The sequence below is a fragment of the Scandinavium manionii genome (genome assembly GCF_024764775.1).
Lineage (GTDB): Bacteria > Pseudomonadota > Gammaproteobacteria > Enterobacterales > Enterobacteriaceae > Scandinavium > Scandinavium manionii.
This window is the reverse complement of record NZ_JALIGC010000037.1, coordinates 387,274-408,933: the sequence shown is the minus strand read 5'-3', so window position 1 is coordinate 408,933 and position 21,660 is coordinate 387,274. Positions and strand designations below refer to the sequence as shown.

Below are 21,660 nucleotides of genomic sequence, written 5' to 3'. Positions count from 1 at the left end.
GCCTCAGTCACTTACTTGAGTAAGCTCTTGAGGACGCTCAGGCTTGCCGCCTTCCTGCAACTCGAATTATTTAGAGTCATTATTGCGCCCAATAAAAAACCGCCGCCCTTTCGGACGGCGGCTTTCAAACGCTTATTTCTTACTGGTGTCAGCTGCAGCTTTGTCGTCTGCGGCAGCAGCCGGAGCGGCTTCTGCTTTCGGTGCTGGTTTGATATCAAGCAGCTCAACATCGAAGACCAGAGTGGAGTTAGCCGGAATACCCGGAACGCCAGTTTTGCCATAAGCCAGTGCCGGTGGAATGACCAGCTTGATCTTGCCGCCTTTCTTGATGTTTTTCAGGCCTTCAGTCCAGCCAGGGATAACACCGTCCAGACGGAATGACAGCGGTTCACCACGGGTGTAAGAGTTATCAAACTCTTTACCGTCGATAAGCGTACCTTTGTAGTTCACCACTACGGTGTCGCTGTCTTTCGGCGCGTCGCCGGTCCCTTCTTTCTCTACTTTATACATCAGACCCGTAGAAGAGGTTTTCACGCCTTTTTCTTTAGCGAAGGTGTCGCGGAAGGTTTTACCTTTCGCTTCGTTATCAGTCGCGTCTTTTTCCATTTTCTGCTGTGCAGCAGTTTTTACGCGAGTCTCGAAAGTCTGCAGAGTCTGCTCGATTTCCTGATCGGACAGTTTGCTCTTATCTGCAAACGCATCCTGAACACCCGCGATCAGCTGAGCTTTATCCAGTTTGATGCCCAGTTTTTCCTGTTCTTTCAGAGAATTTTCCATGTAACGACCGAGCGATGCACCCAGTGCATATGCGGATTGCTGGTCGTCGTTTTTGAATGCAGCGTTGAGGGCAGCCGGTGCGGCTTTAGCGGCGTCAGCAGCTGGAGCTGTTTTTGCAGCGGCAGCATCTGCGGCAAAAGTCAGCGGTGCATTCAGGGCAACGGCCATCGTTGTCGCCAGAAGCGTTACTTTAAACAGTGATTTCATCCATTTCTCCAGGGCCGGGGCATCTCACCCCAGGGTTTATTAAATGAGTAGCGTACTATAAATCGTTGTCGAACAAATCTACATACGAACGCTCTGTAATCTCGAATCTTTTAAGACTATTTTTGTGTAAATAAGTTTCGTTAGACTCGTTATGTGGCTGCACGTGCGGGAAAAGTCCAGTAGAATCCGCCGCAGAATGACATATGAGGTGAATCATGAGCGAGATAACATTAGAAGCGCGTCTGGCAGAGCTTGAGAGCCGAGTGGCGTTTCAGGAAATCACCATTGAAGACCTCAACCAGACGGTGACCTCCCACGAGATGGAAATGGCCAAAATGCGTGACAACATGCGCCTTATGGTTGAAAAACTGAAGTCCAGCCAACCGTCACACATGGCGTCACAGACCGAAGAAACTCCACCGCCACATTACTGATATAAAACATCAGGATGAAAAAAAAGCGTGCCATGCACGCTTTTTTATTATCACCCTAAGTGGATGATCAGTGGCAACCGCAGCCGCCGTTACCGCCACAACCGCCTTTACCCTGTTCCTGGTCGCCGTGATCGTGACCGTGGCCGCCGCAGCAACCGCCTTCATGGTCGTGATCGTGGTGATGGTCGTGCGCACCGTGAACGTGGCCATGAGCCAGTTCTTCTTCAGTTGCTTCACGCAGCGCAATGACTTCAACATGGAATTTCAGATTCTGGCCAGCCAGCATGTGGTTACCGTCGACAACGACATGGTCGTCTTCAACTTCGGTGATTTCAACCGGAACCGGGCCCTGGTCTGTTTCAGCCAGGAAACGCATGCCAACCTGCAGCTCTTCAACGCCCATGAAGACGTCTTTCGGTACACGCTGTACCAGGTTTTCATCATACTGACCGTAAGCGTCGTTCGCGCCAACTTCAACGTCAAACTTATCGCCTACTTCGTGATCTTCCAGCGCTTTTTCCAGGCCAGAGATCAGGGAGCCGTGACCATGCAGGTAGTCGAGCGGCGCACTTACCGGAGACTCATCAACCAATACACCGTCTTCTGTACGTACCTGATAGGCCAGGCTAACCACCAGGTCTTTTGCTACTTTCATGATATCTCCTGAGCATGGGAAGAATAGTGGCGCAGATTGTAGCGGAATTCTGCACCCGTGTACCCCTTAGCTTAAAAAAAGACAGCGGAGATCGCTACTCTGGATGAAAAATACCAATCACCTGTTCGTCTTTGCGAACGTGCTCGCGCGCTTGCTTGTCCGCCTCTCGCATTTGGTGACCGCACTTAACACATTCAACAATATCGACATTGTTCTCGCGCCAGATGGCCAGTGAATCCTGCGCCTGACATGCCGGACATTTTGCCCCGGCGATAAAACGTTTACGGACTGCCATTTTTCACCTTCTATTCAAATTCGTCCCAGCCATCCAGCTGGCGTCGTTCCTGCTGCATTTCGCGTTGGAAAATCTCTTCCAGCTCGCGCCGGGCTTCCCGCACACGGGAAATTTGCTGGATATCGCTATGGACCGGCATCAGTTCGCGCAGCATGCGCATGTCCAGACGTCGGAAGTGAAGCTGTGCACGATGCGCCTGATGCGGATGCATCCCGAGTGTAATAAGCGCTTTGCGCCCCAGTTCCAGCGCACTGGAAAACGTCTCACGGGAGAACTGTTTCACGCCCACCTGTAAAAGTTCATGCGCTTCCACACGGCCACGAGCACGGGCCAAAATATGCAGATGCGGGAAGTGCTGCTGGCAAATTTCCACCAGCTTCATGGTGTCTTCAGGTCCGTTACAGGTGATAACGATAGACTCCGCCTCTTCCGCGCCTGCCGAACGCAGAAGCTCAATCTGAGTGGCATCGCCGTAATACACTTTATACCCGTATTTGCGCATCAGATTAACCGCACTGATGTCGCGCTCCAGCACGGTGATACGCATCTTATTGGCCATCAACAAACGGCCAATAACCTGACCAAAACGGCCAAAGCCAACCACAATTACCTGCGGTTTATCATCTTCCACCCACGGCGTCTCGTCTTCTTCCTCCGGACTATTGATGCGGCGAGAAAGCACCTTATCGACGATTTTCATCAGCAGCGGCGTGGTCATCATCGACATCGTCACCGTCACCAACAGCAGTGCCATCTGGTCATGGTGGAACAACCGCTGCGACGACGCAGCAGAGAACAGCACAAAGGCAAATTCCCCGCCCTGACTCAGCACCACGGCAAACTGCATGCGCTCGGAACTGCGCAGGCCGTAGATCCGAGCCAGCACGTAAAGCACCAGTGACTTCACCGCCACCAGCACAATCACACCCACCAGCACCAGCAAGATATGGGTATACAAAATCCCAATATTCAACGCCATGCCGACGGAGATAAAGAACAGTCCCAGCAGCAGGCCCTTGAACGGCTCAATGGCGATTTCCAGCTCGTGACGGTACTCACTTTCCGCCAACAGAACACCCGCGAGAAACGTACCGAGCGCCATCGACAGACCCAGGGCATCCATAAACAGGGCCGAGCCAAGCACCAGCAGCAGCGTAGCCGCGGTAAACACTTCACGCACGCCGGAGCCTGCGATATAGCGGAACACCGGGCGAAGCAAGTAGCGTCCGCCAATTAACACGCCGACAAACGCCAGCACCTTCATGCCGATTTTGATCCAGTCCGGATGTTCGTCACCAGCCCCCGCCAACAGCGGCACCAGCGCCAACGCTGGGATCACCGCTAAGTCCTGGAAAAGCAGCACCGAGAAGCCTAGTTGACCCGCCTCGTTGCGGTTCATGCCTTTCTCGCGCATTAGCTGCAACGCCATCGCCGTCGAAGACATCGCCAGCCCGATCCCGCCGATCACCGCAGCCTGCCAGGAGAAGTTGGTCAGCATCAGCAAGCCGGTGAGGATCGCCGCACTTAAAAGAACCTGCGCCGCGCCCACGCCAAAAATGGATTGTCGCAACTGCCAAAGCTTAGACGGATTCAGCTCCAGCCCAATGATAAACATCAGGAATACCACGCCGAGTTCGGAGAAGTGCAGAATTTCATCCACATCGCTGATGAAGCCCAAGCCCCACGGGCCGATGGCGATCCCCGCCAACAGATAGCCCAGGACCGGACCAATACCTAAACGTGAGGCCAGTGGCACCGCGGCAACTGCGGCGAACAGGAACAGCACGCCTGCCAGCAGCAAATCCGTTCCTTCCATTAGCGACCTCCCGGCGTGACAGGATTCGCCAGCCAGTCACCGTAAGCTCTGGCATGGCTCGCCAATGCTTCCGGCGGCTGCCGACGCGCCCAGTAAACAATAATCGGATTCATCCAGTGCATACGACACATCGCGGCCGTCAGCTCAAAAGGACGCAAAACGTCGCTCATCGAATAGCGATTGAGGGAGTCGTGGCGATACGCACTTTCCGGTTCGCCGGTGGTTATCACGCTACGCCAGTACTTTCCCGCCAGTTGATTCCCTCCAGGGCCACTGGCGAAACCGCGGCTAAGAACGCGATCGAGCCACTCTTTCAACAGAGCCGGACAGCTATAGGTATAAAGCGGGTGCTGGAACACGATAACGTCATGCTCCTGGAGCAGCTTTTGCTCGCGCGGTATGTCGATAAAAAAATCAGGGTAGTGCGCGTACAAATCATGTACGGTCACGTTTTCAAGCTGTTGAGCCGGCTTAAGCAAAACCCGGTTGGCCACCGAGTCCTGAGATTCCGGATGGGCATACAGCAGCAAAACTTTTGCTGTCTCTGACATCATTCCCCTCCCGGTCAATGAGCAGACAGGTCTTTTCGCACCCCATGTTACGAGATGCGCCTGAATGCTTTTGTCTATCGTTGTTGTTTTGGGCTACCATTGCCGCCCGATGTAGCGTTGGGTTCACCACACTACATTATCATAATGACAATTTAACATAGTCTGAACATACGGCGCCTTATGATTGTTTTCTCCTCGTTACAAATTCGTCGCGGCGTGCGTGTCCTGTTGGATAACGCCACAGCCACTATTAACCCTGGGCAAAAAGTTGGTCTGGTGGGGAAAAACGGCTGCGGCAAATCCACGCTGCTGTCGCTGCTAAAAAACGAGATCAGCGCCGATGGCGGCAGTTTCACCTATCCGGGAAACTGGCAGCTGGCGTGGGTGAATCAGGAAACACCTGCCCTCCCTCAGCCCGCTCTCGACTATGTGATTGATGGCGACCGCGAATATCGGCAACTTGAAGCCGAACTGAATGCCGCCAACGAGCGCAACGACGGTCACGCCATCGCCACCGTACACGGCAAACTGGATGCCATTGATGCGTGGACTATACGCGCCCGCGCCTCCAGCCTGTTGCACGGTCTGGGCTTCAGCAATGAACAGCTCGAGCGTCCAACCAGCTCCTTCTCCGGCGGCTGGCGTATGCGCCTCAACCTGGCGCAGGCGCTGATTTGTCGTTCTGATCTGCTCCTGCTCGATGAACCGACTAACCACCTCGATCTCGACGCTGTAATCTGGCTGGAAAAATGGCTGAAAAGCTATCAGGGCACGCTAATCCTGATTTCCCATGACCGCGATTTCCTCGACCCGGTGGTCGGCAAAATCATTCATATCGAACAACAGGCGATGTTTGAGTACACCGGCAACTACTCCTCGTTTGAGATCCAGCGCGCAACTCGCCTGTCTCAGCAGCAGTCTATGTACGAAAGCCAACAGCAAAAAGTGGCGCACCTGCAGAGCTTTATTGACCGCTTTAAAGCGAAAGCGTCTAAAGCTAAACAGGCGCAAAGCCGCGTGAAGATGCTGGAACGCATGGAGCTGATTGCTCCGGCGCACGTCGATAACCCGTTCCAGTTCAGCTTCCGCGAACCGGAAAGCCTGCCCAATCCATTACTGAAAATGGAAAAAGTCAGCGCGGGCTATGGCGATCGCACCATTCTGGATTCGATTAAACTCAATCTCGTACCCGGCTCACGCATAGGCCTTTTAGGTCGCAACGGCGCGGGTAAATCGACGCTGATTAAACTTCTGGCCGGTGAGCTGGAAGCCCAGAGCGGAGAGATGGGTCTGGCGAAGGGTATTAAACTCGGCTACTTCGCCCAGCATCAGCTGGAATTTTTACGCGCCGACGAATCGCCGCTGCAGCATCTGGTGCGTCTGGCGCCGCAAGTGCTGGAACAACAGCTGCGCGATTATCTCGGCGGCTTTGGTTTCCAGGGCGATAAAGTCAGCGAAGAAACGCGTCGCTTCTCCGGCGGTGAAAAAGCCCGTCTGGTGCTGGCGCTGGTCGTCTGGCAGCGCCCGAACCTGCTGCTGCTCGATGAACCGACGAACCACCTGGATCTCGACATGCGTCAGGCGCTGACTGAAGCGCTGATTGAATTCGAAGGCGCGCTGGTTGTGGTCTCGCACGACCGTCACCTGTTGCGCTCCACCACCGACGATCTGTATCTGGTTCACGATGCGAAAGTGGAACCTTTCGATGGCGATCTTGAAGATTATCAGCAGTGGCTGAGCGATGTTCAAAAGCAGGAAAGTCAGTCTGATGACGCGCCAAAAGACAACGCCAACAGCGCTCAGGCACGTAAAGATCAGAAACGTCGTGATGCGGAACTGCGCACCCTGACGCAGCCGCTGCGTAAAGAGATTACCCGTCTGGAAAAAGAGATGGAAAAGCTCAATACCAGACTTGCGGCGGCAGAAGAAAAACTCGGCGACAGCGGGCTGTATGATCAGGCACGCAAAGCGGAGCTCACCGAGTGTCTGCAACAGCAGGCCACGGCGAAATCAGGGCTGGAAGAGTGCGAAATGGCGTGGCTGGATGCACACGAGCAGCTGGAACAGATGCTTCAGGAAGAGTGATTTAACTCAACGAAAGCGCACTGCGGCTCATTTTCACAAACACATATCCGTCATGACGGTATAGTAGAGCGTTTTTTCACGATAGCAGCGTAAAGGTATGGCTCAGGTAACCCCCGTAGACTTTGAAGTACCTCCAGAAGAGAACGACACCTTTGTGCCGATGAAAGGCGTGCGCAACTGCCATTTGCAGACCATGCTGCCGCGTCTCATCCGTCGTAAAGTGTTGTTCACCCCGCACTGGCAGCGTCTTGAGCTTCCTGACGGGGATTTTGTCGATCTGGCATGGAGTGAAGATCCGAATCAGGCACGGCATAAACCTCGCCTGGTGGTGTTTCACGGCCTGGAAGGCAGCCTGTACAGCCCTTACGCTCACGGTCTGATTCACGCAGCGCAGCAGCGCGGCTGGCTTGGGGTGGTGATGCATTTCCGCGGCTGTAGCGGTGAACCGAACCGCGCTCAGCGCATCTACCATTCGGGTGAAACCGAAGACGGCACCTGGTTCCTCTCCTGGCTGCGCCGTGAATTTGGTGACGTCCCAACGGCCGCAGTGGGCTATTCGCTGGGTGGCAACATGCTGGGCTGTCTGCTGGCAAAAGAAGGCGACAATACGCCACTTGATGCCGCGGTTATCGTCTCCGCGCCATTCATGCTGGAAGCCTGTAGCTATCATATGGATAAAGGTTTCTCCCGCGTGTATCAGCGCTATCTGCTGAACCTGCTGAAAGCCAATGCGTCTCGCAAACTGAAGGCTTATCCTGGAACGTTGCCGGTGGATTTGAAACGTCTGAAAAGCGTGCGCCGTATTCGCGAATTTGATGATCTGATTACCTCAAAAATTCACGGTTATGCTGACGCGATTGATTACTACCGCCAATGCAGTGCGATGCCGGTGCTGAGTCAGATAACCAAACCGACGTTAATCATTCACGCCAAAGATGACCCGTTTATGGATCATCACTCGATTCCGTCTCAGGAAGAGCTTCCGGCCAATATTCAGTACCAGCTGACGGAGTATGGCGGTCACGTTGGATTTGTCGGCGGTACGCTGCGCCATCCTGAAATGTGGCTGGAGAAACGCATTCCCGCCTGGCTCACTCGTTGGTTAGGAACCCCGTTATGATTATTCCCTGGCAAGATCTGGCTCCCGAAACGCTCGATAGCCTGATTGAAAGCTTTGTATTGCGCGAGGGCACCGATTATGGTGAACATGAACGTTCGCTTGAAGACAAGGTCGCCGACGTAAAACAACAATTGAAAAGCGGGGATGTCGTTCTGGTGTGGTCCGAACTGCACGAGACGGTCAACATCATGCCTCGTACCCAATTCCACGGCTGACTATCATAAAAACCATTGCTTATGCAGGGAGTTGTTAGCTATGTCTGCCAAACATCCGGTGATCGCCGTAACCGGCTCCAGCGGGGCGGGAACCACCACCACCAGTCTCGCCTTCCGTAAAATCTTTGCTCAGCTCAATCTCACTGCCGCCGAAGTAGAAGGCGACAGCTTCCACCGTTACACGCGTCCTGAAATGGACATGGCTATCCGCAAAGCGCGCGATATGGGCCGTCACATCAGCTATTTTGGGCCTGATGCCAACGACTTTGGCCTGCTGGAAAATACGTTTATGACCTACGGTCAGAACGGAACCGGACAATCGCGCAAGTATTTGCACACCTACGATGAAGCCGTTCCGTGGAATCAGGTGCCGGGAACCTTCACGCCGTGGCAGCCGTTGCCTGAACCAACCGACGTGCTGTTTTATGAAGGCCTGCACGGCGGCGTCGTGACCCCGCAAAATGACGTCGCGAAACACGTCGATTTACTGGTGGGCGTGGTGCCAATTGTTAACCTTGAGTGGATCCAGAAGCTGACCCGCGATACCAGCGAGCGCGGTCACTCACGCGAAGCGGTGATGGATTCAGTGGTGCGTTCGATGGAAGATTACATTAACTACATTACGCCGCAATTCTCCCGGACGCATATCAACTTCCAGCGTGTGCCGACCGTCGACACCTCCAACCCGTTTGCGGCAAAGGGCATTCCGTCACTGGATGAGAGCTTTGTGGTTATCCATTTCCAGAATCTGGGCGATATTGATTTCCCCTGGCTGTTGGCGATGTTGCAGGGTTCTTTCATTTCTCACATGAACACGTTGGTGGTACCAGGCGGGAAAATGGGGCTGGCGATGGAATTGATTATGTCACCGCTGGTCGAGCGGTTGATGGAAGGCAAAAAGATCGGTTAACGTTTTTGCCGGATGGCGCGTTGCTTATCCGGCCTTACGCCCGGTCAGCACAGCGCCACCGGGCAGTACTCTTACCCTTCGATCACTTCAAACGAATGGGTAATCTTCGCCGCTTTTTCCAGCATCAACGCTACAGAGCAGTATTTCTCCGCAGACAAATCTACCGCACGCGACACTGCAGCGTCTTTCAGGTCTTTACCGGTCACAATGAAGTGCAAATTGATGTGGGTGAACAAGCGTGGCGCTTCTTCGCGACGCTCGGAAGTCAGCTTCACTTCGCAGTCGGTCACGTCATGACGGCCTTTTTGCAGAATAGACACCACGTCAATCGCGCTGCAACCACCCGCGGCCATCAGTACCATTTCCATCGGGCTTGGGGCTTTATCGCCAGAGTTACCATCCATCATAATCTGGTGGCCAGAAGCTGACTCACCCAGGAAGGTTAACCCCTCAACCCATTTCACACGCGCTTGCATATTTGTTAACTCCAGAGTAGCAATTTTCCTGACAGATTACGCGCACATAACAATTCTCGCAACGGAAGGCGACGCGCATCATGCTGAAGCGAGACACCAGGAGACAGGCGACAAAAGCTATGCTAAAACAGTCGGGCTGCTACAGTAATACATTGAAGTAATGCGTGTATGCAGAGAACATCACATTACAGGCTGCAGTAAAATCCGACAGCCGACTTCCCAGGCACAGGGAAGGATACGATTGCAAAGCCAGTGGCAGTGTCGTGTCTGCCATTGGAGACAGCTTATAACAGAGGATAACCGCGCATGGTGCTTGGCAAACCGCAAACAGACCCTACCCTTGAATGGTTCTTGTCTCATTGCCATATTCATAAGTACCCATCGAAGAGCACGCTGATTCACCAGGGTGAAAAAGCAGAAACGCTGTACTACATCGTGAAAGGTTCTGTTGCAGTACTCATCAAGGATGAAGAAGGTAAAGAGATGATCCTCTCTTACCTCAACCAGGGCGATTTCATCGGTGAGCTTGGCCTGTTCGAAGAAGGTCAGGAGCGTAGTGCCTGGGTTCGGGCGAAAACCGCTTGTGAAGTGGCAGAAATTTCTTATAAAAAATTCCGTCAGCTTATCCAGGTGAACCCGGATATCCTGATGCGCCTCTCTTCTCAGATGGCAAATCGTCTGCAGGTCACCTCTGAAAAAGTAGGCAACCTGGCATTCCTCGACGTCACCGGCCGTATCGCGCAGACGCTGCTGAATCTGGCGAAACAGCCTGATGCAATGACCCACCCGGACGGTATGCAAATTAAAATTACCCGTCAGGAAATCGGTCAGATCGTCGGCTGCTCCCGCGAAACCGTTGGCCGCATTCTAAAAATGCTCGAAGATCAGAACCTGATCTCCGCCCACGGTAAAACTATCGTGGTTTACGGTACCCGCTAAGCTAGCTGAACGGCGTATTGCCCCTGCAGTACGCCGTTTTTGTCTCTTCCCCGATGTGGCGCAGGCTGATTTATCACCCGGAAATTAACTATGCACTGCGGCAAACGCTGGTGTTATGTACCCCCGTGGCTATCGGTCTGGTGCTCGGTTACCTCAAGTACGGTCTGCTGTTCTCGTTAGTCCCCGCCTGCTGCAACATTGCCGGGCTGGACACACCGCATAAACGTTTCTTCAAACGCCTGATTATTGGCGGCTCGCTGTTTGCGGGCTGTAGCCTCGCAGTTCAACTGCTGCTGGCGCACACCGTGCCTTTACCGCTGATCCTGACCGGGCTGGCGCTGCTGCTCGGCGTCACCGCAGAAATCAGTTCGCTTCACGCCCGATTACTGCCCGCCTCGCTCATTGCGGCCATCTTTACGCTCAGCCTTGCGGGGAATATGCCGGTCTGGGAACCGCTGCTCATCTACGCCCTCGGCACACTATGGTATGGCTTGTTCAACTGGTTCTGGTTCTGGATGTGGCGCGAACAGCCGCTACGTGAATCCCTGAGCCTGCTGTATCGGCAGCTGGCCGATTACTGTGAAGCCAAATACAGCCTGCTGACTCAACACACCGATCCGGAAAAAGCACTGCCGCCGTTGCTCAGCCGCCAGCAGAAAGCAGTCGACCTGATTACCCAGTGCTATCAACAAATGCACATGCTGGCCGCCAATCAGAATCACGAATATAAGCGCCTGCTGCGCGCCTTCCAGATTGGCCTCGATTTGCAGGAGCACATTTCCGTCAGCCTGCACCAACCCGCCGAAGTCCAAAAACTGGTTGAACGCAGCCACGCCGAAGCGGTGATCCGCTGGAATGCACAGACCATTGCGGCGCGCCTGCGTGTGATGGCGGATGACATTCTCTACCACCGATTTCCACAGCGTTTCAACATGGACAAGCAGATTGGCGCGCTGGAAAAAATTGCACGTCAGCATCCGGATAATCCGGTCGGGCAGTTCTGTGCCTGGCACTTCAGCCGAATCGCTCGCGTGCTGCGCCTTCAGCGACCGCTCTATCCACGCAACCTGATGGCCGATAACGAACGTCGCCTGCCGCTGTTTGCCGCGCTGAAAAGCTATCTGTCGCTAAAATCCCCGGCGTTGCGCAGTGCGGCGCGAATCAGCGTCATGCTGAGTATCGCCAGCCTGATGGGCGCGGCGCTGCATCTGCCGAAACCGTACTGGATCCTGATGACCGTTCTGCTGGTCACGCAAAACGGCTACGGCGCAACGCGGGTCAGGATTTTCCACCGCGCAGCGGGCACGCTTGCCGGGTTGGTGATAGCCGCAGGCACGCTGCACTTTCACGTGCCGGAAGGCTACACGCTGGCATCAATGTTAGTCATCACCCTGGCGAGCTACCTGATCATTCGCAAGAGCTACGGCTGGGCAACGGTCGGCTTTACGGTCACTGCGGTGTACACCATTCAGCTGCTGACCCTGAACGGTGAACATTTCATTCTGGCCCGTTTTGTCGACACGGTGATTGGCTGTCTGATTGCCTTCGGCGGGATGGTCTGGCTTTGGCCACAGTGGCAAAGCGGGCTGTTACGCAAAAACGCACAGCAGGCGCTGGAAGCGGATCAGGAGGCTATCCGACTGATTCTCAGCAACGATCCTCAGGCTCCAACGCTGGCCTATCAGCGGATGCGGGTGAATCAGGCGCACAACGCGCTGTTCAACTCGCTGAACCAGGCGATGCAGGAGCCCGGCTTTAACTCGCATTATCTGGCAGACATGAAGCTGTGGGTCACGCACAGCCAGTTTATCGTCGAACACATCAACGCGATGACGACGCTGGCGCGCGAGCACAACATGCTGACTGAAGATTTGGCCGAACGCTATTTGCAGTCCTGCGAGATTGCTCTGCAGCGCTGCCAGCAGCGACTGGAGTATGACGAGCCGGGGGGAAGTGGCGATGCGAATATCATGGAATCGCCGGAGGCGCTCTCCCACGGACCGTTAAGCACCGTGGAACAGCATTTACAACGCATTCTGGGCCATCTGAATTCGATGCACACCATCTCGTCAGTGGCCTGGCGCCAGCGCCCACATCACGGTAGCTGGCTTAAACGTCAGGCATAAACCGTCAGCCGACTATCTTCTTCACGGCTGCCGCAAAGCGCACCATCCCTTCATCGATATCCGCGTCTTCCACCACCAGCGACGGCGCAAAGCGCATTACGTCAGGCCCGGCATTCAACACCATCACGCCCTCATGAGCAGCAGCGTGCAGGAAATCACGAGCGCGACCTTTGTACTGTGGTTTCAGCTCGGCACCAATCAGCAGCCCCATGCCGCGAACATCGCTGAACACATCAAATTCCGCATCAATTTTCTGCAAATGCTTCACAAAACGTTCGCGTTTGGCGTTCACGCCGCCCAGTACTTCCGGCGTATTGATGATATCAAACGCCGCTCCGGCTACCGCACATGCCAGCGGATTCCCGCCGTAGGTAGAGCCGTGAGAACCAACATGGAACGCGCTGGCAATCTCTTCCGTGGTCAGCACCACGCTTACCGGGAAACCGCCACCCAGCGCTTTAGCACTGGTCAGGATATCCGGCGTCACGCCATAATACTGGTAGGCGAACAGCGAACCGGTACGCCCCATGCCACTCTGCACTTCGTCAAAGACCAGCAGCGCCTGGTGTTCATCACACAGTTCACGTAGCCCTTTGAGGAATTCCGGGGTCGCCGCCAGCACGCCGCCTTCACCCTGGATGGGCTCAACCACTACCGCACAGGTGTGATCGTCCATCACGGCTTTCACCGCATGCAGATCGTTAAACGGAACGTGGATGATATCCGCTGGCTTTGGCCCAAAGCCGTCGGAGTATTTTGCCTGTCCGCCCACGGAAACCGTGAAGAATGAGCGGCCGTGGAACGCATTATTGAAAGCAATGATTTTGCTTTTATACGGGCTGTGGCGCGTGGAAGCGTAATGACGCGCCAGTTTGAACGCGGTTTCGTTGGCTTCGGTACCGGAGTTCATGAACACCACACGCTCGGCAAACGTCGAGGCCACCAGCTTACGCCCCAGCTTCAACGCCGGTTCGTTGGTAAACACATTGCTGGTGTGCCACAGGGTTTCGCCCTGGCTTTTCAGCGCCTCAACCAGTGCCGGGTGGCAATGCCCCAGCGCCGTCACCGCAATACCGCCCGCAAAATCAACGTACTCTTTACCTTGCTGATCCCACACGCGACTGCCGTTGCCTTTCACCGGAATAAAATCCGCCGGGGCATAAATGGGCAGGATCACTTCATCAAATGTGGCACGGGTAATTGCAGCCTGTTCAGTCGCCATGATAATCCTCTTACGCAGCAATGATTATGAAATAATAATCACAAAATATGCATAATAAATCACTTCATGGCAAGATGAATTATCGCTTGAGGAAGTTTTTTAGAAGTTGATGCCCCTGCTCGCTAAGGATACTTTCCGGGTGAAACTGCACCCCTTCCAGGTCCCATTCGCGATGGAGAATCCCCATAATTTCGCCCGTTTCGCTCAGCGCAGTGATGTCAAATTCCGCAGGCAACGTGGGCGGGTCAATGACCAGAGAGTGATAGCGCGTAACGGTGAGAGGATTATTCAGTCCGCCGAATACGCCTGCGCCGGTATGCGTCACCGGGGAAGTTTTGCCATGCATGACTTTTGCCGCCCGCACGATAGTGGCGCCAAAAACCTGGGCGATGGCCTGATGACCGAGGCAAACGCCGAGGATTGGGATTTTGCCCGCGTAAAGACGAATCACATCGAGTGAAATCCCGGACTCATCTGGCGTGCAGGGGCCGGGGGAAATCACGATTTTATCAGGAGACAACCGGGCGACTTCATCCAGCGTGATGTCATCGTTTCGCCTGACCTGCACCTCGGCACCCAGCTCGCAAAAGTACTGGTAAAGATTCCAGGTGAACGAATCGTAGTTATCAATAAGCAGGATCATAGCGGCTCCGGTGACAGCAAACCGCGCTATTCTACTCAGTTTCCTGCGCTTCGCTCACCACTTTAGTGAACAGCGTCATCAACGGCTGTAAATCACCCATCGTCCCGCTCTGGTTCGCCTGACTCCACGTTTGCGGGTCGACTACGCTCCAGTCCAGCACGTAGCCCGCGTGGATCGCCAGCTGCTCGAAGAACACGCGCTGCGCCCGGCCACTGCCGACAAAGAACGGATGCAACACATTAATTTCACAGTAATAGTGCGCCAGGCGCTTAATGAACTCTTCTTTGGGAAGTGCGACGAGGTAATGCTCATCTTCCAGCGCCTGCATCAGGTCGTTGCCTTCGTTTTCGATGTATTCGAAATGGCAGAAACGGGTATCACCCTTGGAAATATCAACCTCACGCAGTTCTCCTGCCCAATCCCAGGCATCCTGGAAAAGCTGCTGGTGAATAGCGCATAACCACGGCAAACCGCGATGCAGTGGACCAAGCTCAAGCGTGGCGACTCGCTGTGCAAAGAGCGCGTCCTGTGCGTGGGGTTCGGGCACGTCCAGCCGACAACTGGCCTCAAACGAGCGACCACGCCGCTGTTCCCATAGACGAATTTTTTGCTTATCGGTGAGCTTTTTCATCTGGACCTCCCTGACAGTTCCGCTTTTGCCACAAGTATAAGCAGCAATTTCGGGTTATGCAGGAAGGCCCGAGTCAGGAAGGATTACGGCAGGACTTTCGCAGAGAGGATAACGACCGGTTTTGTCGGCACATTCTGGTAAGGGCCGACGTCATGGGAAGCCACCTGGGAAATTTTGTCGGCAACGTCCATGCCTTTCACAACTTTACCAAACACCGCATATCCAAAATCACGCTGGCCGTGGTCGAGGAACGCATTGTCTGCGACGTTGATGAAGAACTGGCTGGTTGCGCTGTCTTTGTCGGCAGTACGCGCCATGGAAACGGTGCCGCGGGTGTTACGCAGGCCATTGTCGCCTTCATTTTTGATAGGTGGATTAGGCTGTTTCTGCTGCATCTGCTCGGTGAAACCGCCGCCCTGGATCATAAAGCCCGGGATCACACGGTGAAACGTTGTGTTGTTATAGAAACCACTGTTCACGTAGCTCACGAAGTTCTCAACGGAAATCGGGGCTTTCTGGCTGTTCAGCTCCAGCTCAATATTACCGGCGGAGGTGGTCAGCAATACGTGCGGATCTGCTTTTGCCGCCATGGCTGCAGGTGAGATTGCCGAAATTGCAAGTACAGCCGCGACGGCAGCCAGAGTAGATTTGAGCATGTGAATTCCTTAAACGGGAACGAGAGAGCCTGCGAATCGCTTGATTCTAAAAGGCTCTCGACTCGCAGACCAGCCTTTTACTAAAGTTTACTCAACAGAAACAGTTGTAACCTGGTGGGGAGTGTAAGAGGCATTGCAAAAGTGTGACAAATATCACCATTAATTATTAATTATTTCATCGTTTTCAGAATAAATATTTGCCTCGGTCACTGTAATGCATAAAATCTGTCCACCCCTCGCATTGTCAATGCGTTTTACAGTTCTATTCACAGGCCAGTCATGACTAACAGCAATCGCATCAAGCTCACATGGATCAGCTTTTTCTCCTACGCGCTCACCGGCGCGTTGGTGATCGTCACCGGAATGGTGATGGGAAATATCGCCGATTATTTCCACCTGCCGGTTTCCAGCATGAGCAACACCTTCACCTTCCTGAACGCCGGGATCCTGATTTCTATCTTCCTGAACGCCTGGCTGATGGAAATCGTACCGCTGAAAACGCAGCTGCGTTTCGGCTTTATCCTGATGGTGCTTGCCGTCGCCGGTCTGATGACCAGCCATAGCCTCGCATTGTTCTCTGCCTCAATGTTCGTTCTGGGGCTGGTCAGCGGGATTACTATGTCGATCGGGACATTCCTCATCACTCACATGTACGAAGGCCGTCAGCGCGGCGCACGCCTGCTGTTTACCGACTCCTTCTTCAGCATGGCGGGGATGATTTTCCCGATGGTTGCTGCATGGCTGCTGGCGCGTAGCATTGAATGGTATTGGGTGTACGCCTGCATCGGTCTGGTGTACGTCGCGATTTTCGTCCTGACTTTCGGCTGTGACTTCCCGGTTCTGGGCAAAAAAGCCGAGCAGAGCGCGCTGCCGGTCGCTAAAGAAAAATGGGGCATTGGCGTTCTGTTCCTGTCCGTGGCGGCGCTGTGCTACATCCTCGGCCAGTTGGGCTTTATCTCCTGGGTGCCGGAATACGCGAAAAGCCTGGGCATGAGCCTGAGTGATGCGGGCCAGCTGGTGAGTGATTTCTGGATGTCTTACATGTTCGGCATGTGGGCGTTTAGCTTCATTCTGCGTTTCTTCGACCTGCAACGCATTCTGATGGTGCTGGCTGGCATGGCAACCGTGCTGATGTATCTGTTCATCAACGGTTCGCCGGAGCACATGCCGTGGTTCATTCTGACCCTGGGCTTCTTCTCCAGCGCCATTTACACCTCAATTATTACCCTCGGATCGCAGCAAACCAAAGTGGCGTCACCGAAGCTGGTGAACTTCGTCCTGACTTGCGGCACCATCGGCACCATGCTGACCTTCGTGGTCACCGGCCCGATTGTGGCACACAGCGGCCCTCTGGCTGCACTGCACACCGCAAATGGCCTGTATGCAGTGGTGTTCGTGATGTGTGTGATTCTGGGCTTTGTCAGCCGCCACCGTCAGCACAACACGACGGAAGCCAGCCACTAAGCTCTGTCATTACGCCCCTTTGCGCTCAGCGAAGGGGCTGTTTTTCGTAAAAGACAACTCCTCACCACCGATATCGGTCTGTACCCAGGTTTGCGCCAGTTGCGTCGTCGCAATGACTCTGCCCTGACGAATGGACCAGCGCACCGGCACCTGACAACGCACCGCCTCAAAGCCGTTCTCGGCAGGCAGAATAATCAGATTCGCCACCTTGCCTACGTCGATACCATAATCCGCCACACCGAAAGTACGGGCGCTATTATGAGTAATCAAATTCAGCCCGTCGTTAATCTGCTGATAGCCCATCATCTGACAGACATGCAGCCCCATATGCAGAACCTGCAGCATGTTGCCGGTGCCGAGCGGATACCACGGGTCAAACACATCATCATGGCCAAAGCAGACGTTGATGCCCGCCCCGAGCAGCTCTTTCACTCGCGTGATGCCGCGACGTTTCGGATAGTCATCGAAACGGCCTTGCAGATGAATGTTCACCAGCGGGTTCGCCACAAAGTTAATACCTGACATCTTCAGCAAACGGAACAGCCGCGAGGTATACGCCCCGTTATACGAATGCATCGCCGTGGTATGACTGGCGGTAACGCGTGGGCCGATACCGTCTTTCAGCGCCAGCGCCGCCACGGTTTCGACAAAGCGGGACTGTTCGTCGTCGATTTCATCACAGTGAATATCCAGCGGCCGATCGTATTTCTTCGCCAGCGCGAAAGCGATGTGCAGTGACTCTACGCCGTATTCGCGGGTAAATTCAAAATGCGGGATGGCGCCGACCACATCAGCCCCCAGCTGCAAGGCTTTCTCCAGCAACGCCGCGCCGTCGGGATAGGACAAAATCCCTTCCTGCGGAAACGCGACAATCTGCAACTCAACCCACGGCGCGACTTCTTTCTTCACTTCCAGCATCGCTTTCAACGCGGTCAACGTCGGATCGGAGACATCAACATGAGTGCGCACGAACTGGATCCCGTTGGCGATTTGCCATTTCAGCGTCTTCCACGCACGGGTTTTTACGTCGTCGTGCGTGAGCATCGCCTTGCGTTCGGCCCAGCGCTCAATCCCTTCAAACAGCGTGCCGGACTGGTTCCAGCCTGGCTCCCCGGCAGTTTGGGTGGTATCCAGATGAATATGCGGTTCGATAAACGGCGGGAGAGCCAGACCACCGCGCGCATTGAGGACTTCGATACTGTCGTGACGGGATTCACCCATAGGGGTAATCGCATGGAAACGTCCATCCTCGATACTCAGTTGCCACAATCCTTCGCGCTCTGGCAACCGCACGTTATCAATCAGCCATAACGGTGTCGTGCCCATCTTCATTCTCCCGAATCGGTGCGGTGAACACCCTGATTCATTTTTAGGTTAAAACCCGCATTTTTTGTACATTATTTCAGCAGCCGAGAAAACTCTGTCATTTCCGTTACTTATAAAAATCCTGACAAATCAATCGACTACCCATTAAGGGGTAGGTAAAGGCGTATTTGATTCACATCAATAAGTAACCATGCTGAATCGTTAAGGTAGGCGGTAATAGAAAAGAAATCGAGGCAAAAATGAGCAAAGTCAGACTCGCTATTATCGGTAACGGCATGGTCGGCCACCGCTTTATTGAGGATCTTCTCGATAAAGCCCCGGCGGACCAGTTTGAGATTACCGTCTTCTGTGAAGAACCCCGTATCGCCTACGACCGCGTCCATCTTTCATCTTACTTCTCTCACCATACTGCGGAAGAACTTTCGCTGGTACGTGAAGGATATTATGAGAAACATGGCGTTAAAGTTCTGCTTGGCGAACGCGCTATCACCATAAACCGTCAGGAAAAGGTGATTCACTCAAGTGCGGGTCGTTCAGTGTTTTACGACAAACTGATCATGGCGACGGGTTCTTACCCGTGGATCCCACCGATCAAAGGCTCTGAAACGCAGGATTGCTTTGTTTACCGCACCATCGAAGACCTCAACGCCATCGAAGCCTGCGCCCGTCGCAGCAAACGTGGCGCAGTAGTCGGCGGCGGCCTGCTTGGTCTGGAAGCCGCTGGCGCGCTGAAAAACCTCGGCGTCGAAACCCACGTTATCGAATTTGCCCCGATGCTGATGGCGGAACAGCTTGACCCAATGGGCGGCGACCAGCTGAAGCGCAAAATCGAAAGCCTCGGTGTAAAAGTCCACACCAGCAAAAATACCAAAGAGATCGTGCAAGAAGGCACCGAAGGGCGTAAGACCATGCGCTTCGCCGACGGTAGCGAGCTCGAAATTGATTTCATCGTCTTCTCCACCGGTATTCGTCCACGCGACAAACTGGCGACCCAATGCGGCCTGGCAACCGGACAGCGCGGCGGGATCATGGTGAATGACACCTGTCAGACTTCCGACCCGGATATCTACGCGATCGGCGAATGTGCCAGCTGGAACAACCGAGTCTATGGTCTGGTTGCCCCGGGCTACAAAATGGCTCAGGTCGCCGTCGATCACATCCTCGGCAAAGAAAATGTCTTTGAAGGCGCGGATCTCAGCGCCAAGCTGAAATTGCTCGGCGTAGACGTCGGCGGGATCGGTGACGCACACGGCCGTACGCCGGGCGCACGTAGCTATGTTTATCTCGACGAAAGCAAAGAAGTCTACAAACGCCTGATCGTCAGCCCTGACAACAAAACCTTGCTCGGCGCGGTACTGGTCGGTGATACCAGCGACTTTGGCAACCTGCTGCAGCTGGTACTGAACGCCATCGAACTGCCGGAAAACCCGGACGCGCTGATCCTGCCTGCCCATGCGGCGAACGGCAAACCTGCGATTGGCGTCGACAAACTCCCGGACAGCGCACAGATTTGCTCCTGCTTCGACGTCACCAAAGGTGACCTGGTCAACGCCATCAATAAGGGTTGTCACACCGTTGCCGCCCTGAAGGCAGAAACCAAGGCCGGAACCGGCTGCGGCGGCTGTATTCCGCTGGTGACACAGGTCCTGAACGCTGAACTGGCGAAACAGGGCATCGAGGTGAACAACAACCTCTGCGAACACTTTGCATTCTCCCGTCAGGAGCTGTACCACCTGATCCGCGTGGAAGGCATTAAAACCTTCGACGAACTGCTAAAAAAATACGGCAAAGGCTACGGCTGCGAAGTGTGTAAGCCAACCGTCGGCTCCCTGCTGGCTTCCTGCTGGAATGAGTACATCCTCAAGCCGCAGCACACGCCGTTGCAGGACACCAACGACAACTTCCTCGCCAACATTCAGAAAGACGGCACCTACTCGGTGATCCCACGTTCTGCTGGCGGCGAAATCACCCCGGACGGGCTGATGGCGGTCGGTCGTATCGCGCAGGAATTTAATCTCTACACCAAAATCACCGGCTCCCAGCGTATCGGCCTGTTCGGTGCGCAAAAAGATGACCTGCCGGAAATCTGGCGTCAGCTGATTGATGCGGGCTTTGAAACCGGTCACGCCTATGCGAAGGCGCTGCGTATGGCGAAAACCTGCGTCGGCAGCACCTGGTGCCGTTATGGCGTGGGCGACAGCGTCGGCTTCGGCGTGCAGCTGGAAAACCGTTACAAAGGCATCCGTACCCCGCACAAAATGAAGTTTGGCGTTTCCGGCTGTACCCGTGAATGTGCGGAAGCCCAGGGTAAAGACGTCGGTATCATCGCTACTGAAAAAGGCTGGAACCTGTACGTCTGCGGTAACGGCGGGATGAAACCACGCCACGCCGATCTGCTGGCAGCCGATCTCGACGCTGAAACGCTGGTGAAATACCTCGACCGTTTCATGATGTTCTACATCCGCACCGCAGACAAACTGACCCGTACCGCACCGTGGCTGGATAACCTGGAAGGTGGCATCGACTACCTGAAAGCCGTTATCATCGACGATAAACTCGGTCTGAACGCTCATCTGGAAGAAGAGATGAGCCGCCTGCGCGCAATGTTCGCCTGCGAATGGACTGAAACCGTCAACGACCCGGCAGCACAGGGCCGCTTCAAACACTTCGTGAACAGCGCGCAGCGCGATCCGAATGTGCAGATTGTCCCTGAACGTGAACAGCATCGTCCGGCCACACCGTACGAGCGCATCCCAGTAACTCTGGTGGAGGAAAACGTATGAGCCAGTGGGTAAATATCTGCAACATCGACGCCATCCTGCCTGCTACCGGCGTCTGCGCCTTATTAGGCCAGGAGCAGGTCGCGATTTTCCGTCCGCATCATGACCAGCAGGTGTTCGCCATCAGCAACATCGACCCGTTTTTCGGTTCAAGCGTCCTGTCTCGCGGTCTTATCGCGGAACACAACGGTGAGCTGTGGGTCGCCAGCCCGCTGAAAAAACAGCGCTTCCGTCTCAGTGACGGCCTGTGCATGGAAGATGAAAGCCACTCCATTGCACATTTTGAGGTGCGCGTGAAAGACGGTCAGGTACAATTGAAAGCCTGATGACCC

General features: G+C 54.5%; 21 protein-coding genes. 10 read left to right on the top strand and 11 right to left on the bottom strand.

Annotated features, from left to right (window positions below):
- Window positions 1-132: 132 nt before the first annotated feature.
- The gene (fkpA, locus tag MUU51_RS11660; protein ID WP_258967802.1) at window positions 133-984 is read right to left on the bottom strand and encodes an FKBP-type peptidyl-prolyl cis-trans isomerase; all 852 of its coding nucleotides are present in this window, start codon (window positions 982-984) and stop codon (window positions 133-135) included.
- A 215-nt stretch (window positions 985-1,199) separates the two neighbouring features.
- On the opposite strand from fkpA, the gene MUU51_RS11655 reads away from it, so the two are divergent.
- Window positions 1,200-1,418 (top strand): protein SlyX, encoded by a 219-nt coding sequence (locus MUU51_RS11655; protein WP_110511756.1) that lies wholly within the window; start codon window positions 1,200-1,202, stop codon window positions 1,416-1,418.
- A 67-nt stretch (window positions 1,419-1,485) separates the two neighbouring features.
- Here MUU51_RS11655 and slyD read toward each other — a convergent pair whose 3' ends face one another.
- The 4 genes from slyD to kefG all read right to left on the bottom strand — a co-directional run bounded on the left by slyD (window position 1,486) and on the right by kefG (window position 4,735).
- Window positions 1,486-2,073: a peptidylprolyl isomerase gene (gene slyD, locus MUU51_RS11650; protein WP_110511757.1), complete on the bottom strand. Its 588-nt coding sequence runs from the start codon at window positions 2,071-2,073 to the stop codon at window positions 1,486-1,488.
- A 94-nt stretch (window positions 2,074-2,167) separates the two neighbouring features.
- Window positions 2,168-2,368 (bottom strand): YheV family putative zinc ribbon protein, encoded by a 201-nt coding sequence (locus MUU51_RS11645; RefSeq protein ID WP_110511758.1) that lies wholly within the window; start codon window positions 2,366-2,368, stop codon window positions 2,168-2,170.
- 10 nt (window positions 2,369-2,378) lie between these two features.
- The gene (kefB, locus tag MUU51_RS11640) at window positions 2,379-4,184 is read right to left on the bottom strand and encodes a glutathione-regulated potassium-efflux system protein KefB (RefSeq protein ID WP_159769728.1); all 1,806 of its coding nucleotides are present in this window, start codon (window positions 4,182-4,184) and stop codon (window positions 2,379-2,381) included.
- A complete protein-coding gene (kefG, locus tag MUU51_RS11635) occupies window positions 4,184-4,735 on the bottom strand; it encodes a glutathione-regulated potassium-efflux system ancillary protein KefG (protein ID WP_200849667.1) in 552 nt (183 codons plus the stop codon). The genes kefB and kefG overlap by 1 nt, the downstream gene beginning before the upstream one ends.
- Before the next feature lie 180 nt (window positions 4,736-4,915).
- On the opposite strand from kefG, the gene MUU51_RS11630 reads away from it, so the two are divergent.
- The 4 genes from MUU51_RS11630 to MUU51_RS11615 all read left to right on the top strand — a co-directional run bounded on the left by MUU51_RS11630 (window position 4,916) and on the right by MUU51_RS11615 (window position 9,065).
- Window positions 4,916-6,820 carry an ABC transporter ATP-binding protein gene (locus MUU51_RS11630; RefSeq protein WP_159769722.1) on the top strand — a complete coding sequence of 635 codons (1,905 nt, stop codon included), beginning with the start codon at window positions 4,916-4,918 and terminating at the stop codon, window positions 6,818-6,820.
- 97 nt (window positions 6,821-6,917) lie between these two features.
- Complete coding sequence (locus MUU51_RS11625; protein ID WP_159769719.1) at window positions 6,918-7,940, top strand: hydrolase; 1,023 nt, start codon at window positions 6,918-6,920, stop codon at window positions 7,938-7,940.
- Window positions 7,937-8,155 (top strand): YheU family protein, encoded by a 219-nt coding sequence (locus MUU51_RS11620; protein ID WP_110511763.1) that lies wholly within the window; start codon window positions 7,937-7,939, stop codon window positions 8,153-8,155. The genes MUU51_RS11625 and MUU51_RS11620 overlap by 4 nt, the downstream gene beginning before the upstream one ends.
- A gap of 40 nt (window positions 8,156-8,195) precedes the next feature.
- Window positions 8,196-9,065, top strand: coding sequence for a phosphoribulokinase (locus MUU51_RS11615; protein ID WP_159757684.1), 870 nt, complete (start codon window positions 8,196-8,198; stop codon window positions 9,063-9,065).
- Between the two features lie 71 nt (window positions 9,066-9,136).
- Here MUU51_RS11615 and MUU51_RS11610 read toward each other — a convergent pair whose 3' ends face one another.
- The gene (locus MUU51_RS11610; RefSeq protein WP_159769716.1) at window positions 9,137-9,541 is read right to left on the bottom strand and encodes an OsmC family protein; all 405 of its coding nucleotides are present in this window, start codon (window positions 9,539-9,541) and stop codon (window positions 9,137-9,139) included.
- 306 nt (window positions 9,542-9,847) lie between these two features.
- On the opposite strand from MUU51_RS11610, the gene crp reads away from it, so the two are divergent.
- Window positions 9,848-10,480 (top strand): cAMP-activated global transcriptional regulator CRP, encoded by a 633-nt coding sequence (gene crp / locus MUU51_RS11605; protein ID WP_110511766.1) that lies wholly within the window; start codon window positions 9,848-9,850, stop codon window positions 10,478-10,480.
- A gap of 53 nt (window positions 10,481-10,533) precedes the next feature.
- Window positions 10,534-12,606 (top strand): YccS/YhfK family putative transporter, encoded by a 2,073-nt coding sequence (locus tag MUU51_RS11600; RefSeq protein ID WP_159769800.1) that lies wholly within the window; start codon window positions 10,534-10,536, stop codon window positions 12,604-12,606.
- 4 nt (window positions 12,607-12,610) lie between these two features.
- On the opposite strand, the gene argD is transcribed toward MUU51_RS11600, so the two are convergent.
- The 4 genes from argD to ppiA form a co-directional block, all read right to left on the bottom strand.
- Window positions 12,611-13,828, bottom strand: coding sequence for a bifunctional acetylornithine/succinyldiaminopimelate transaminase (gene argD / locus MUU51_RS11595; protein WP_258967801.1), 1,218 nt, complete (start codon window positions 13,826-13,828; stop codon window positions 12,611-12,613).
- A gap of 79 nt (window positions 13,829-13,907) precedes the next feature.
- Window positions 13,908-14,471: an aminodeoxychorismate synthase component 2 gene (gene pabA / locus MUU51_RS11590; RefSeq protein ID WP_258967800.1), complete on the bottom strand. Its 564-nt coding sequence runs from the start codon at window positions 14,469-14,471 to the stop codon at window positions 13,908-13,910.
- A 31-nt stretch (window positions 14,472-14,502) separates the two neighbouring features.
- Window positions 14,503-15,102: a putative adenosine monophosphate-protein transferase Fic gene (locus MUU51_RS11585; RefSeq protein WP_258967799.1), complete on the bottom strand. Its 600-nt coding sequence runs from the start codon at window positions 15,100-15,102 to the stop codon at window positions 14,503-14,505.
- 83 nt (window positions 15,103-15,185) lie between these two features.
- Complete coding sequence (gene ppiA / locus MUU51_RS11580) at window positions 15,186-15,758, bottom strand: peptidylprolyl isomerase A (protein WP_110511771.1); 573 nt, start codon at window positions 15,756-15,758, stop codon at window positions 15,186-15,188.
- Between the two features lie 279 nt (window positions 15,759-16,037).
- On the opposite strand from ppiA, the gene tsgA reads away from it, so the two are divergent.
- Window positions 16,038-17,222, top strand: coding sequence for an MFS transporter TsgA (gene tsgA, locus MUU51_RS11575; protein WP_159769701.1), 1,185 nt, complete (start codon window positions 16,038-16,040; stop codon window positions 17,220-17,222).
- Between the two features lie 9 nt (window positions 17,223-17,231).
- Here the strand turns inward: tsgA and MUU51_RS11570 are convergent, their stop codons facing one another.
- A complete protein-coding gene (locus MUU51_RS11570; RefSeq protein ID WP_258967798.1) occupies window positions 17,232-18,548 on the bottom strand; it encodes a cytosine deaminase in 1,317 nt (438 codons plus the stop codon).
- A 239-nt stretch (window positions 18,549-18,787) separates the two neighbouring features.
- On the opposite strand from MUU51_RS11570, the gene nirB reads away from it, so the two are divergent.
- Both nirB and nirD read left to right on the top strand, forming a co-directional pair.
- On the top strand, window positions 18,788-21,331 hold the full coding sequence (nirB, locus tag MUU51_RS11565) for a nitrite reductase large subunit NirB (RefSeq protein WP_159769695.1): 2,544 nt from the start codon (window positions 18,788-18,790) through the stop codon (window positions 21,329-21,331).
- Complete coding sequence (gene nirD, locus MUU51_RS11560; RefSeq protein ID WP_159757657.1) at window positions 21,328-21,654, top strand: nitrite reductase small subunit NirD; 327 nt, start codon at window positions 21,328-21,330, stop codon at window positions 21,652-21,654. Before nirB ends, nirD begins: the two co-directional genes overlap by 4 nt.
- Window positions 21,655-21,660 lie beyond the last annotated feature (6 nt).